Here is a 13,325-nt window from a genome sequence, read left to right as displayed (position 1 = left end):
CCTCGTTTTAAGCATTAAGAAGGGCCTCAAGGCTCGCTTGATCTTCCACATTATGAGTTGATAGGCTTTTGTCAATTTTTTTCAAGAAGCCTGACAAGACTTTCCCAGGACCAATCTCAATCACTTCATCAACCCCAAATTTTTGGATTGTCGCAATTGAATCGTAAAATCGTACAGGTTCCATAACCTGACGTGCCAAAAGCGCTTTGATTTCTTCTGACTTCATAATTTTAGCTTCAGTATTACCTACCAAAGGAAGTTTAAAGTCATTGAAGGACACTTTCTCAAGTTCTTCCGCTAGATTTTGGCTAGCTGACTTAAGTAAAGCTGTGTGGAAAGGTCCTGAAACCTTAAGAGGAATCAGACGTTTAGCACCAGCTTCTTTAAGTAATTCCACAGCATAATCAACTGCCTCAACTTCACCACCAATCACAATTTGTGCTGGAGTATTATAGTTAGCAGGAGTCACCACACCCTTTTCAGAAGCTTTTTGACAAATCTCTTCAATCAAACTAGGGTCTGTATTCATGACAGCAACCATTTTTCCACTTCCAGCTGGAGCTGCAGTTTCCATGAATTCACCACGTTTAGCAACCAAGGCTACTGCATCTTCAAATGAAAGGGCACCAGCCGCCACTAGGGCAGAATATTCCCCAAGAGAAAGGCCGGCAACAATATCAGGAGTGATACCATTTTCTGCCAAGAGACGATAAATAGCTACTGACGTTGTCAAAATAGCTGGCTGTGTGTAACGTGTTTGATTAAGCTTTTCTTCGTTAGAATCAATCAATTCACGCAAATCATAACCTAAAATACGACTAGCTGTATCAAATGTTTCTTTGACAATTGGATAAGTCGCATACAAATCGCTTGCCATACCCAATTTCTGAGCTCCTTGACCAGCAAATAAGAACGCACGTTTTGTCACTATCCTAATCCTTTCGACGTTTTTAGACGTTTACATCTGCCCAACGAGCAGCTTCTTCTTTAATTACCTTAGCAGCACCTGTGTACAAATCTTCCAAGATCTCTGCACAAGTTTCTTCTTTACGAACAAGACCTGCAATTTGTCCAGCCATAACTGAACCATATTCCACATCTCCATCAACAACGGCATTACGAAGTGCACCTGCACCAAGCTCTTCAATTTCCTCTTGAGTTTTCTTACCAGCCAAGAAATCTTTTTCAGCCTGGTTGTACTCTGTAGCCAATTTATTCTTAATCGCACGAACTGGGTGTCCCACAACAGAGGCAGAGATAACAGTGTCAATGTCTTTAGCCTTCAAAATCTTATCTTTGAAGTTTTGGTGTGCATTAGATTCCTTGGCAACAACAAAACGTGTTCCAACTTGAACAGCATCCGCACCCAACATAAGTACCGCTGCCATACCATGGCCATCGGCAACACCACCAGCACCAATTACAGGAATTGAAACTGCGTCTGCGACCTGACGAACCAAGGTCATAGTTGTTAATTTACCAATATGACCACCAGCTTCCATACCTTCTGCAACAACGGCATCAGCGCCTAGTTTTTCCATACGTTTAGCAAGTGCTACTGATGGAATAACTGGAATAACTGTGATACCTGCTTCATGGAGACGTTCCATATATTTACCTGGGTTTCCTGCACCAGTTGTAACAACTTTTACACCCTCTTCAATAACAAGGTCAACGATGTCATCTGCAAATGGTGACAAAAGCATAATATTAACACCAAATGGTTTGTCAGTAATTGATTTTACTTTATCAATATTAGCTTTTACCACTTCTTTAGGGGCATTACCACCACCAATAATTCCGAGTCCACCAGCATTTGAAACGGCTCCAGCCAAGTCACCATCGGCAACCCAGGCCATACCACCTTGGAAGATTGGATATTTAATTCCTAACAGTTCTGTAATACGAGATTTCATTTTTCACCTTTTTTCGATTTTCTAATCAAATAAATAGTTTAATAATCAAAGTAATTGTATAAACAAAGGAGAATATCCCTAATAAGAATATTCTCTATACCCTGCTTATTTAGTTTTTTCTTCTACGTAAGCAACAAGGTCACCAACAGTGTTAAGACCTTCTTCAGTTTCGATTTGGATATCGAATTCGTCTTCGATTTCTGAGATAACTTGGAATACGTCAAGAGAGTCAGCATCAAGTTCGTCAAAAGTAGTTTCCAATTTTACTTCTTCTGCATCTTTCCCGAGTTCTTCAACGATGATTTCTTGTACTTTTTCAAATACTGCCATTTTACATTCTCCTTTAAGATAAATATATTTCTTATAATCTATGCTGGTGCATAATTTATATAACTAGATTTTAACAATAAGACTGCCCCATGTCAAACCCCCACCAAAACCTGATAGTAGAATTGTTTGACCGCTGCCTAATTTAAGGGTCCCATTTGCTACGTTTTCAGAAAGCAAAATCGGGATACTTGCCGCACTGGTATTACCATAAGACATCATGTTTGCCAAGAATTTATCACGACTAACATCAATTTTCTTAGCCATAATATCTAAAATACGAATATTGGCTTGATGAAGAAGGAAGTAATCCGGCTCACCTTTTTCTTCAACCAATGTTTTGATGCTTTTTGAAACAGTCTTCACTGCAAAGTCAAAAATTGCTTTTCCATCCATTTTCATGTATGGGTTAGACTGTTCAGTTTGAGCAGAATAAGGTGAGATTACCGCCGAAGCTCCTGACTCCAGACCACCCTTGCTACCATCAGTATTTAGAGACTCCCCAAAGAAGTGCTCTTCATCAGATTCTTCTAGGAGGACACCTCCTGCGCCATCACCAAAAAGAACAGCTGTGGTACGATCAGACCAATCCAAAGTTTTGGAAAGAACCTCTGCTCCAATAACGATACCCTTTTTGTAAACACCCGAACGAATCAATTTTTCAGCAGTTGCCAAAGCAAAGACAAAACCACTACAAGCTGCAGTAATATCAAAGGCAAAAGCATTGACCGCTCCGATTATTCCTTGAACACGCGCTGCCACCGATGGCATCGAACTATCTGGTGAAATCGTTGCAACTAAAACAAAGTCCAAATCTTCAGGAGATACTCCTGACTTTTCTAATAGCTGTTGAGCAACATGGGTAGCCAAATCACTCGTATTCTCGGTCAATGAGATGCGACGTTCTTGGATACCTGTGCGTGTACGAATCCACTCATCACTGGTATCCATGATTTTTGATAGGTCATCATTGGTCACGACCTGAGCAGGTGCATAATGGGCAACCTGACTAATTTTTGCAAATGCCATTATTTCAACTCCTCAAGAAAGGCGTGGAGATTTTCCAATCCCTTGCTCATAACCTTCAATTCCTCGTCATTAAAGCCATCTGTAATCTTCATCACCATTGACTTATGGAAACGACGATGAAGACGGTATACTAAACGACCCTTTTTAGAAAGTGACAAATGAACCACACGTCGGTCAACGGATGAACGCGTACGGATAATATACCCTTTCTTTTCAAGTTTATTGAGAGAAGTTGTCACAGTACCTAGAGTTAGCATAAGTTCTTTAGCCACAGCACTCGGTGTTATATCTGGATGTGTACCGATCACATCAATGGTATGCATTTCCTTGAGGGAAACATCATTAAATTTTGAATTTTTCAAACTTGCTTCTTCGATAATAACCACGTTATTAAAAATATCAACAAGATAGCCATCAATTTTATCGTAATTCACACCAGACTCCTTTCAATAAACTTTGACTTTCAAAGTATATCAGACTCAAACTAATTTAGCAAGTCGAATTAGAAAACCTTAGTTTTAATTTCAGAAAATGAGTTTATTTCCCTTGAAACTTCGGACGACGACGTTCACTATAAGCACGAACACCTTCCTTGAAATCTTCTGTAAATGCAAGTGATTTCTGCAAATCAAGCTCTAACTTGGCATAATTTTCCCAACCTGCAAATTCAGATTCCCAAACCATTTCTTTAATTGCCTTAAATGAGTTTACTGAAGAACGATTTAATTTCTTAATTAATTGGCTGACAGTTTTTTCAAGTTTTTCTGATTCAACAACTTTATAAGCAATTCCCCAATCTAAAGCTTTGTCAGCAGACACAGGTTCCCCAGTCATCGTAATTTGAGTAGCACGATTAATACCAATTGAACGTGTCAAAAGGTATAGTCCACCAGCATCAGGGGCCAAACCAACACCCACAAAAGCTTGAATAAATTTAGCTTTTTCAGACGCAATTGTGAAGTCTGCTGCAACAGCTAAGTTAGCTGCGGCACCAGCACAAGGACCGTCTACAACCATGATAACAGGTTTAGGCAATTTTTTAAGAGCAAAAGAAATTTCATTTACCTGCTCAGCAATACGAACCAAAGATTGGACATCATCTACGGCAACCGCTTTTTGCATTTGATCAAGATCACCACCAACAGAAAAGACCTTTCCGTTTGCCTTAATAACCAAGAACTTCACTGAGGCATCCTGACCAGCTTCCTCAATGGCAGCCATAATTTCATCACAAACAGGGATATTAAACCCATTTTGAACTTCTGGGCGATTGAGCGTCAAAGTCGCCACTCCCTCTTCGACACTATAAATAATTGTTTCGTAAGCCATTTTTAGCATTCCTCCGATAACTAGTTCCTACATAAAAACCGCATGTTATTTGACTTTTTTGTCATATTTTATTTGATGAATAGATAATTTGATAATCAAATCATTCACCATTATTTTCTAGTATACCATAGTCAACATAAAGGTCAACATAAACTTAATTTTTTTGGTTAATATACCAAAACACCGAGCATTAAAACTCGGTGTTACCTCTCACTTCAATAAATCCAAAACATCTTTAAGACTGTCTAATAAGCCATTTGCATATTCTTGATTCATGCCAAAACGATTATCCTTAATCGCCCAAACCTCAACACCTGCAGCAACCCCAGCAGCAATTCCCTTTTCACTATCCTCGATAATGAGAGCTTTATTAGCTTCCACTCCCAATTGCTTCAAAGCGGTTAAATAAATCTCCGGATTGGGTTTACTTTCTTTGAATTCTTCTCCAGAGAGCACCACATCAAAGAAACCTTGCAAATGGTTTTCCTCCAAAGCTCTTAGGATATCTGCTTTTACTGAGCTAGAGGCTAAACCGATTTTTAACCCTCGAGATTTGACTTCATTCAAAACCTTTAAAACATCAGGAAAAATCAATTTTTTATAAGGTAGGGGATGATTTTTCTTATAAGCATTGTACTCTTCCTGTAAGGTTGAGACATCCCATTTATCATAATCATCTCTTAAAATATTTTCCCAAACCCGTTTGGTGTTACCTCCTATAAAGAAAGATGGAGGTAAATGGTCTATAGATATTCCCTTTTGGTTTAAAAAGCTAGCTCGTCGATCATAATAATACTTTTCCGTGTCAAAAAGGACACCATCCATATCAAAAATAATTGCCTCTACCACGGGATATCCTCCTTTTTCTTACCTTATTGTACCATAATCAGACTAAATCTTACTCGCTTTTAAAAACAATGTGACAAATTGTCAGAATTTTGCTATAATTGTAGAGTAATTTAAAATTTTTGGAGTAACTATGAAAGTCATCAAATTCGGTGGAAGCTCACTTGCTTCAGCCACACAATTAGAAAAAGTCTTAAACATTGTAAAATCTGACCCTGAACGTCGCTTTGTCGTTGTATCAGCCCCTGGTAAACGTAACGATGAAGATACCAAAGTCACAGATGCCTTGATTAAATACTATAAACACTACACAAAGGGTGTTGATGTTAAAGCTGACCAAGAATGGATTATTAACCGCTACCAAGCTATGGTCGATGAGCTAGGCTTCAAATCAACAGAAATGACGAAGATTGCCAAATCTATCAACGATCTTGCCACTCTTCCGATTGAAGATAATGATTTCCTTTATGATACTTTCCTAGCTGCAGGGGAAGATAATAACGCAAAATTAATCGCTGAATATTTCCGTAATAACGGTATTGAAGCACGTTACGTTCATCCTCGCCAAGCTGGTATTTTTGTCTCAAGCGAACCAGGAAATGCCCGTATTCTTCCAGGAGCCTATGATAAACTAGAAGAACTCCGTGAATCAGATGAGGTGCTTGTTATTCCTGGGTTCTTTGGTGTTACCACTGACAATCAAATCTGTACCTTCTCACGTGGAGGTTCTGACATCACTGGTTCTATCGTTGCGGCTGGGGTTAAAGCAGACCTTTATGAAAACTTCACTGATGTAGACGGTATTTTTGCTGCCCACCCTGGTGTGGTTCACGAGCCTCATTCGATTCCAGAATTGACCTACAAGGAAATGCGTGAGTTGGCATATGCTGGTTTCTCAGTCTTGCATGATGAAGCTCTTCTTCCTGCTTACCGTGGTAAAATTCCATTGGTTATCAAAAACACTAACAATCCTGAGCACCCAGGTACACGTATTATTCTAGAACACAAGGGTGCAACTGTACCTGTTGTAGGTATCGCCAGCGATGATAAATTTGTTAGCATTAACATGACTAAGTATCTTATGAACCGTGAAGTAGGTTTTGGTCGTAAGGTACTTCAAATCTTGGAAGATTTAAATATTCGTTGGGAACACATGCCTTCTGGAATTGATGACCTCTCAGTCATTATTCGTGAACGTGAACTCACCCCTATTAAAGAACAAGAAATCTACTCATACTTGACTCGTGAACTAGGTGTTGATGATGTAGAATTTGAACACGGCCTTTCTATTCTTATGATTGTAGGTGAGAATATGCGAGATCATATAGGTGTTACAGCAACAGCTGCCAAGGCACTTTCTGAAAAACACATTAACCTAGAAATGATTTCTCAAGGATCTAGTGAGGTTTCTGTTATGTTTGTTATTGATACTGTGCAAGAAAAAGAAGCCGTTAGAGCACTTTATGATGCCTTCTTCCGTAATAAAGACTAATTTTCTACCAGTTTAACAAAAAGCTCCAAGGGCTGAATAAGTGTAGCAATAACTGTATGATACAGTAGCTAATTGTTCAAGATGAGGTTGAGGTATAAATCTTTCAAAGTAACTTTCCCTTTATCTACAGGTTTAAACAGAACTATGAGCCCCTTTGAAATTTAAAGGAGTGATACAGAATAATCTGAGTACGATTATTCTGTATCACTCCTTTTTCTTATAGGCACGGACATGCTCCCCTTTAGATAAAATAAGATTCACTTAGCGAATTAGTTTATCAACTGTTCCCATATAACAAGAAACGAATAAAAGTAAAACTAAAAGGACTCGGTCCTCTATAATACAGAACCAAATCCTTTGCTTAAATAAATTGTCTAACTTTTTGAGGTTAGTACATATTAACTCTTCTTTAGTTACAAGATATTTTCGTAAGTTTCACGAACATCATCTGGCCAAACTGACGTTTGTACCTCACCGATATGTTTTTTACGAAGTAAGAACATAGCCATACGTGATTGACCGATACCACCGCCAATTGTAAGTGGGAAAAGACCATGTAACAAGGCTTGGTGCCAATCTAATTTCAAACGATCTTGGTCGCCAGTGATTTCAACCTGACGTTTAAGAGCATCCTCATCCACACGAATACCCATAGATGACAACTCAAAAGCGTGACCCAACTGTTCATTCCAAACCAAGATATCTCCATTTAAGCCATGATAACCCTTTTCTGACTCAGTAGTCCAATCGTCATAGTCAGGTGCACGACCATCATGTGGTTTGCCATCAGGAAGAACACCACCAATACCAATCAAGAATACAGCCCCATATTCCTTAGTAATAGCATCTTCACGCTCTTTCGGTGTCAAATCAGGATACTTCTCAACAAGTTCTTCTGAGTGGATGAAGGTGATTTTCTTAGGCAAAATGGCTTCAATATCGTAACGTGCTTCAACTGCGAGCTCAGTCAAACGGATGACCTTATAAATAGTTTCAACAGTTTCTTTCAAGTAAGCAATATTACGGTGTCCATCGGGAATAACCTTTTCCCAGTCCCATTGGTCAACATAAACAGAGTGCGTTGCATCCAACGAATCTTCATCTGGACGAAGAGCTTTCATATTAACTACAAGCCCCTCACCTTCATTAAAACCAAAACGAGCCAATGTGTGGCGTTTCCATTTTGCTAATGAGTGAACAACTTCGTATGTAGCGTCTGGGATTTGAAGCACATTAACAGTTACAGGATTTTCAATACCGTTCAAATTATCCTGCATACCATCCCCGACCTTGCTTAAAATAGGCCCTTGCACTTCGATGACGTCAAGTTTATCAATCAAATACTGTGTAAAAGTATTTTTAACAAAAGAAATCTCCTTTTGTTGATGAATGAAGCTCTTTTTCATACGCTCCTCCTTTAAAAAATCGATAGTCCTATTATACTCCTATTCATTGGAAAAATAAAGAAATTTTCCAACAATTTGGAAAATTTCTTGTTTTTTATGTTAGGTTTTATTACATTTTCCTTGTCAACTTCACGACGGCCTCTGTTCGAGCAGTATGAGGGAACATGTCTACCGACTGGATGTAATTTACTTCATAAGCCTGAGTTAAAGAAACAAGATCTCTGGATAACGTAGAGACATTACATGAAACGTATACCATCTTCTCTGGTACATACTCTAAGATAGTCTGAAGTAACTTATCATCAAGACCTGTTCTAGGTGGATCTACAATAAGAGCATCTGCTCGATACCCTTCCTTGTACCATCGTGGAATAATATCCTCAGCTTTACCGACTTCATAGTGATAATTCTCTAACCCAAGTGCTTCAGCATTCTTCCGTGCATCGTCAATAGCTTCTGGAATAATGTCCATACCTCGAATGTCCTTAACTTTATTTGCAAAAGCAAGACCAATAGTACCAACACCGCAATAGGCATCAATAAGATTGTCATTTTTGTCCACATCCAAAGCCTTAACTGCCTGACCATAGAGTACTTCTGTTTGCTGTGGATTTAACTGATAGAAGGCACGGGGAGAGAGCTCAAAACTATAATCAAGTACCTCTTCACTAATTGTATCCTGTCCCCAAATAATTTCTGTCTCCTGTCCATAAATCTCACTAGATTTCGAATAATTATAATTGATAGCAATGGTTACGATTTCAGGGTAGATTGCAGTTAACTCCTTGACCAACTTAGCGAAAGAAACCGATTTAGAGGTGACAAAGATTAACTGTACCTGATTAGACCCTAAGGCACGTCGAATCATTACCGTCCTAATACCAGAAATTTTACGTTCATCATAAATCGGTAGCTTGTACTTATCCAATAAAACTACCACTTGGTTCACAATAGCCTGTGTTAGCTTATCTTGTACGACGCAATTGTTGATATTAATGAGACGATGGCTTCCCTCAGCAAATAAACCAGCTTTAACTGAGCCACCACCAAATGAACGTGTTTGAAATTGTAATTTGGCACGGTAATGCCGAGGTTCCTTCATTCCTATTGTTGGACGAATATCATAAGACTCAAAATGTTCTGGTTTAAACTTCTTCAAAGCTTGTCCTAACAGATCTGTTTTAAACTCCAATTGCTTATCATAACGAAGGTGCATTAACTGGCAACCACCACATTCTTTATAGACGCCACATTCTGGCTCTACACGAAACTTAGAAGGTTTATTAATCTTCAATAATTTGGCTTGAACAAAGTTCCTTCTAACAGAAACAACCTGACAGAACACCTCTTCACCCTTCAAAGCCCCAGGGACAAAGACCAGAGTTTTCTTATAAAACCCAATACCTTCACCATTGATTCCCATACGTTTAATCTTAAGCGGGATTCGCTGTTTCACTTGTAAATTCATACTACCATTCTAACATTTTGATATAATAATAACTATGAAAATCACAAAAATCGAGAAGAAAAAAAGACTCTATTTCCTTGAGATAGACCAAAAAGAAAGTCTGTATGTTACTGAAGACACTATCGTCAAATACATGCTAACTAAAGGCATGACTATTGACAAAAAACAACTAGAAGATATTAAGATTTTTGCCCAATTTTCACACGGTAAAAACCTTGCTCTCTATTATATTTCCTTCAAACAACGAACCGAGAAAGAAGTAAAAGATTATCTGTTTAAACATGATATCAATCCACACATAATCCCAAAAATCATTACTAATCTTAAAAAAGACCATTGGATAGATGATTACAAACTACTAGAGAGTCTAGCCCAACAGAATCTTAACTCAGGCGATAAGGGGGCTTATGTCCTTAAACAAAAGTGGCGACAAAAAGGTTGCGACAAACAAGTTATTGACGATATTTTAATCCAATTTGATTTTTCAGAAGTAGAAATGAAAGTAGCAGAAAAACTATTACGAAAATATCAAGGAAAATTACCGGCAAAAGCGCTCAAAGATAAATTGACTCAGAGCCTCATCAACAAAGGATTCTCATTTCAAGAAAGTAAGCTTGCTATCAATCAATTAGAATTGGAACCAGATGAAGAAACTGAGCAAGCCTTGCTATATAAGGAAATAGATAAACAATATAACAAATTTAGCAAAAAATATAATGGATATGAACTAAAACAACGTTTGACTCAATCTTTAGCTCGTAAAGGCTATGATTTTGATGCTATAGCATCTGCTCTTAGAGAATATTTATAGGAATTCCCCCTCTTTTTACAAAATTATGATACAATAATGGGGATAACCTTTATTGTAGAAAGAGGACGCCATGAAATTACCAAAGGAAGGCGACTTTATCACAATTCAAAGTTATAAGCATGATGGTAGTTTGCACCGTACTTGGCGCGATACTATGGTACTAAAGACAACTGAGAATGCTGTTATTGGCGTTAACGACCATACCCTCGTTACTGAAGCAGACGGGAGGAGATGGGTTACACGTGAACCTGCTATTGTTTATTTCCACAAAAAATACTGGTTTAATATTATAGCCATGATTAGGGATAACGGCATTTCCTACTACTGCAATTTAGCCAGTCCATATGTTTTGGATCAAGAAGCTCTAAAATATATTGACTATGACCTAGACGTCAAAGTCTTTGCTGATGGTGAAAAAAAATTGCTGGATGTAGATGAGTATGAAACCCATAAAAAAGAAATGCATTACTCTCACGACATTGACTATATCTTAAAGGAACATGTTAAAATCTTGGTAGACTGGATTAACAATGGAAAGGGTCCATTTTCACAATCTTATGTTAACATCTGGTACAAACGTTATCTTGAACTAAGGAATCGTTAAAGTTGTCATAAAAAAGACTAGTAAATTATCACTAGTCTTTTTTGGTACTATAAACTAAACCATCAATATCTAAGTCCATATTCAAAGTATAATGCCCCTCTTCCACTTGGATAATATATCCCAGAATTTCTAAAGCATCGACAAAGATGTTCCTCCTCTTTTGAAGCAAAACATCTTTCCTAACAAATTTCAGAAGAAAAGTTGTTACGTACTTCAAAAAATACTCCGGATTGACATCGCCTAATAAATTATATAACCTATTCTGTTCTTCCGAAAATGGTAAATTTTCTCTTAACTTATAAAAATAATTAGAAATTGTATTATCATCCCTCGTTATACTGGTGTACTCTTGAATAATAACATCATTAGTAGAATTCAAAACTTTAGTCCTAAAACGACGACCTATTAATTCTTGATAAAGAGAAGTGGCATCATCAATAAATAAATGCTGATCCAAATCAACTGTAGAAACATCAGAAACAAAACTAATTAATAAAGAATATCGTTTATTAGAACGTTCAATATAGTTTGCCTTCACAAATTCTTCTATCAAACGGTCTAGATTATCCTGAGAAGAAAATTCTTTTTTAATCTCCCGTAATGTTACAGGCTGATTTAAATATAGAAAATTAATCAAATCAATAAAAAATGGTTGTTTGGATAATTTGTCTGGGTTAAATTGTTTTATCATAGAAAGTATTATACCATTATTCAGATTACAAAAAAAAGGCCTAAAGGCCTATTTTTTAAGCATTAAAGCTTTCAGTTAATTGAGGTACTACTTGTTTTTTACGTGAGACAGCTCCCTCAAGAAAAGCATGATTATTTTCAAGAACAAAATCAAAAGCTTTCTCAACCCTATCAGCATTAGAACCAAGGGCAAGAATCTCTGAATTTGAATTAAGAATATCAGTAATCATCAAGACAAAATCAGAATAACCATTATCCTTGATTGAAGTATTAATAGCTGCTTCAATTTCTTCTTGACGTGAAAGAACATCAGCAATATCAACTGTATTAACTTGAGCAACACGAACTTTATTACCATTCAACTCAAAAGTTTTAGCATCAATATCAATAAGTACTTCAGCAGACTTGGAAGAAAGATTAGTACCAGCTTTTAACATTGCAAGACCATATTCTTCCAAATTAACACCAGCAATTTCAGCAAGATCAGCTGCAACTGCAGGATCTGTAGCGTGAGTAGTTGGAGATTTGAGAAGAAGAGTGTCAGAAATTAAACCAGACAAGAGCAAACCGGCAACTTCTTTAGGAACTTCAACATTATTTTCTTTAAACATACGATAAACAATTGAAGAAGCAGAACCAACAGGTTCAAGGCGCATCATTAAAGGATTAGCCGTTTCAAAATTAGCTACACGATGGTGATCGACTACTTCAATAATTTGAACATCCTTAATATCAGAAATTGATTGTTGAAACTCATTGTGGTCAGTAAGAATAACTTGATTAACACCCTCTTCTTGTGCTGAATTAACAACACGAGGAGCCTTAACTCCGAAATAGTCAAGAACAAAAGCAGTTTCCTCATTTGGAGCACCCAAAGCAACTGCCTCAGCGTCAACACCAAGCTGACGTTTCAAATAAGCATAACCATACGAAGAACCAATAGCATCAGAATCAGGATTTTGATGACCAAAAACAAATACTTTAGACATAAATTCACCTCAAAAATAATATTATAAATCATTATAACATATAAAAAAAAGAAACAAAATAAAAAGAGTAACATAAGCTACTCAAAACATAGTCCGTACGGGATTCGAACCCGTGTTACCGCCGTGAAAAGGCGGTGTCTTAACCCCTTGACCAACGGACCATATCAAATGCCGGCTACATGACTTGAACACGCGACCCTCTGATTACAAATCAGATGCTCTACCAACTGAGCTAAGCCGGCTATCTCTTTTATGCGGGTGAAGGGACTTGAACCCCCACGCCGTTAAGCGCCAGATCCTAAATCTGGTGCGTCTGCCAATTCCGCCACACCCGCATATATGACCCGTACTGGGCTCGAACCAGTGACCCATTGATTAAAAGTCAATTGCTCTACCAACTGAGCTAACGAGTCTCAAA

The 13,325-nt window shown here is 37.6% G+C and carries 14 protein-coding genes and 4 tRNA genes; 3 read left to right on the top strand and 15 right to left on the bottom strand.

The features are described from left to right. Positions 1 to 7: 7 nt before the first annotated feature. The 7 genes from fabD to HMPREF0848_RS00060 all read right to left on the bottom strand — a co-directional run bounded on the left by fabD (position 8) and on the right by HMPREF0848_RS00060 (position 5,450). Complete coding sequence (fabD, locus tag HMPREF0848_RS00090; protein WP_004184031.1) at positions 8 to 928, bottom strand: ACP S-malonyltransferase; 921 nt, start codon at positions 926 to 928, stop codon at positions 8 to 10. A gap of 22 nt (positions 929 to 950) precedes the next feature. Next, on the bottom strand, positions 951 to 1,916 hold the full coding sequence (fabK, locus tag HMPREF0848_RS00085) for an enoyl-[acyl-carrier-protein] reductase FabK (protein WP_004184032.1): 966 nt from the start codon (positions 1,914 to 1,916) through the stop codon (positions 951 to 953). Between the two features lie 105 nt (positions 1,917 to 2,021). Continuing rightward, the gene (locus HMPREF0848_RS00080; RefSeq protein ID WP_004184034.1) at positions 2,022 to 2,246 is read right to left on the bottom strand and encodes an acyl carrier protein; all 225 of its coding nucleotides are present in this window, start codon (positions 2,244 to 2,246) and stop codon (positions 2,022 to 2,024) included. Positions 2,247 to 2,309: 63 nt separating this feature from the next. Beyond that, positions 2,310 to 3,272, bottom strand: a complete 963-nt coding sequence (locus tag HMPREF0848_RS00075; protein WP_004184035.1) for a beta-ketoacyl-ACP synthase III — start codon at positions 3,270 to 3,272, stop codon at positions 2,310 to 2,312. Next, complete coding sequence (gene fabT / locus HMPREF0848_RS00070) at positions 3,272 to 3,706, bottom strand: fatty acid biosynthesis transcriptional regulator FabT (protein WP_008533840.1); 435 nt, start codon at positions 3,704 to 3,706, stop codon at positions 3,272 to 3,274. The genes HMPREF0848_RS00075 and fabT overlap by 1 nt, the downstream gene beginning before the upstream one ends. 103 nt (positions 3,707 to 3,809) lie before the next feature. Beyond that, complete coding sequence (locus HMPREF0848_RS00065; protein WP_008533839.1) at positions 3,810 to 4,601, bottom strand: enoyl-CoA hydratase; 792 nt, start codon at positions 4,599 to 4,601, stop codon at positions 3,810 to 3,812. A gap of 210 nt (positions 4,602 to 4,811) precedes the next feature. Further along, positions 4,812 to 5,450, bottom strand: coding sequence for an HAD family hydrolase (locus HMPREF0848_RS00060; protein WP_008533838.1), 639 nt, complete (start codon positions 5,448 to 5,450; stop codon positions 4,812 to 4,814). 130 nt (positions 5,451 to 5,580) lie between these two features. On the opposite strand from HMPREF0848_RS00060, the gene HMPREF0848_RS00055 reads away from it, so the two are divergent. Beyond that, positions 5,581 to 6,939, top strand: a complete 1,359-nt coding sequence (locus tag HMPREF0848_RS00055) for an aspartate kinase (protein ID WP_008533837.1) — start codon at positions 5,581 to 5,583, stop codon at positions 6,937 to 6,939. 413 nt (positions 6,940 to 7,352) lie between these two features. On the opposite strand, the gene asnA is transcribed toward HMPREF0848_RS00055, so the two are convergent. Continuing rightward, positions 7,353 to 8,345 (bottom strand): aspartate--ammonia ligase, encoded by a 993-nt coding sequence (asnA, locus tag HMPREF0848_RS00050; protein ID WP_004184045.1) that lies wholly within the window; start codon positions 8,343 to 8,345, stop codon positions 7,353 to 7,355. Between the two features lie 109 nt (positions 8,346 to 8,454). Then, a complete protein-coding gene (gene rlmD / locus HMPREF0848_RS00045) occupies positions 8,455 to 9,813 on the bottom strand; it encodes a 23S rRNA (uracil(1939)-C(5))-methyltransferase RlmD (RefSeq protein WP_008533835.1) in 1,359 nt (452 codons plus the stop codon). 34 nt (positions 9,814 to 9,847) lie between these two features. Between rlmD and recX the strand changes: the two genes are divergently transcribed. After that, positions 9,848 to 10,624, top strand: a complete 777-nt coding sequence (gene recX / locus HMPREF0848_RS00040) for a recombination regulator RecX (RefSeq protein ID WP_008533833.1) — start codon at positions 9,848 to 9,850, stop codon at positions 10,622 to 10,624. Positions 10,625 to 10,694: 70 nt separating this feature from the next. Continuing rightward, positions 10,695 to 11,228: a nucleoside tri-diphosphate phosphatase gene (gene ntdP / locus HMPREF0848_RS00035; RefSeq protein WP_004184049.1), complete on the top strand. Its 534-nt coding sequence runs from the start codon at positions 10,695 to 10,697 to the stop codon at positions 11,226 to 11,228. Positions 11,229 to 11,259: 31 nt separating this feature from the next. Here the strand turns inward: ntdP and HMPREF0848_RS00030 are convergent, their stop codons facing one another. From HMPREF0848_RS00030 to HMPREF0848_RS00005, 6 genes are all read right to left on the bottom strand, one after another. Further along, positions 11,260 to 11,919: a DUF1803 domain-containing protein gene (locus HMPREF0848_RS00030; RefSeq protein ID WP_008533828.1), complete on the bottom strand. Its 660-nt coding sequence runs from the start codon at positions 11,917 to 11,919 to the stop codon at positions 11,260 to 11,262. Positions 11,920 to 11,974: 55 nt separating this feature from the next. After that, on the bottom strand, positions 11,975 to 12,907 hold the full coding sequence (locus HMPREF0848_RS00025) for a manganese-dependent inorganic pyrophosphatase (RefSeq protein WP_008533826.1): 933 nt from the start codon (positions 12,905 to 12,907) through the stop codon (positions 11,975 to 11,977). Positions 12,908 to 12,996: 89 nt separating this feature from the next. Next, a tRNA-Glu gene (locus HMPREF0848_RS00020) sits at positions 12,997 to 13,068 on the bottom strand. Between the two features lie 8 nt (positions 13,069 to 13,076). Continuing rightward, positions 13,077 to 13,149, bottom strand: a tRNA-Thr gene (locus tag HMPREF0848_RS00015). 11 nt (positions 13,150 to 13,160) lie between these two features. After that, positions 13,161 to 13,242: transfer RNA gene (locus HMPREF0848_RS00010), tRNA-Leu, on the bottom strand. Positions 13,243 to 13,247: 5 nt separating this feature from the next. Then, a tRNA-Lys gene (locus HMPREF0848_RS00005) sits at positions 13,248 to 13,320 on the bottom strand. Positions 13,321 to 13,325 lie beyond the last annotated feature (5 nt).

Source organism: Streptococcus sp. C150 (assembly GCF_000187445.1).
GTDB lineage: Bacteria > Bacillota > Bacilli > Lactobacillales > Streptococcaceae > Streptococcus > Streptococcus raffinosi.
Note: the sequence above shows the minus strand (reverse complement) of the source record. Positions and strands in the feature narration are given on the sequence as shown.

Bases quoted from the DNA above. Each gene is read 5' to 3' on its own strand.
- fabK (WP_004184032.1), bottom strand. From the start codon at position 1,916: ATGAAATCTCGTATTACAGAACTGTTAGGAATTAAATATCCAATCTTC.
- HMPREF0848_RS00080 (WP_004184034.1), bottom strand. From the start codon at position 2,246: ATGGCAGTATTTGAAAAAGTACAAGAAATCATCGTTGAAGAACTCGGG.
- HMPREF0848_RS00075 (WP_004184035.1), bottom strand. From the start codon at position 3,272: ATGGCATTTGCAAAAATTAGTCAGGTTGCCCATTATGCACCTGCTCAG.
- HMPREF0848_RS00065 (WP_008533839.1), bottom strand. From the start codon at position 4,601: ATGGCTTACGAAACAATTATTTATAGTGTCGAAGAGGGAGTGGCGACT.
- HMPREF0848_RS00055 (WP_008533837.1), top strand. From the start codon at position 5,581: ATGAAAGTCATCAAATTCGGTGGAAGCTCACTTGCTTCAGCCACACAA.
- asnA (WP_004184045.1), bottom strand. From the start codon at position 8,345: ATGAAAAAGAGCTTCATTCATCAACAAAAGGAGATTTCTTTTGTTAAA.
- rlmD (WP_008533835.1), bottom strand. From the start codon at position 9,813: ATGAATTTACAAGTGAAACAGCGAATCCCGCTTAAGATTAAACGTATG.
- recX (WP_008533833.1), top strand. From the start codon at position 9,848: ATGAAAATCACAAAAATCGAGAAGAAAAAAAGACTCTATTTCCTTGAG.
- ntdP (WP_004184049.1), top strand. From the start codon at position 10,695: ATGAAATTACCAAAGGAAGGCGACTTTATCACAATTCAAAGTTATAAG.
- HMPREF0848_RS00030 (WP_008533828.1), bottom strand. From the start codon at position 11,919: ATGATAAAACAATTTAACCCAGACAAATTATCCAAACAACCATTTTTT.
- HMPREF0848_RS00025 (WP_008533826.1), bottom strand. From the start codon at position 12,907: ATGTCTAAAGTATTTGTTTTTGGTCATCAAAATCCTGATTCTGATGCT.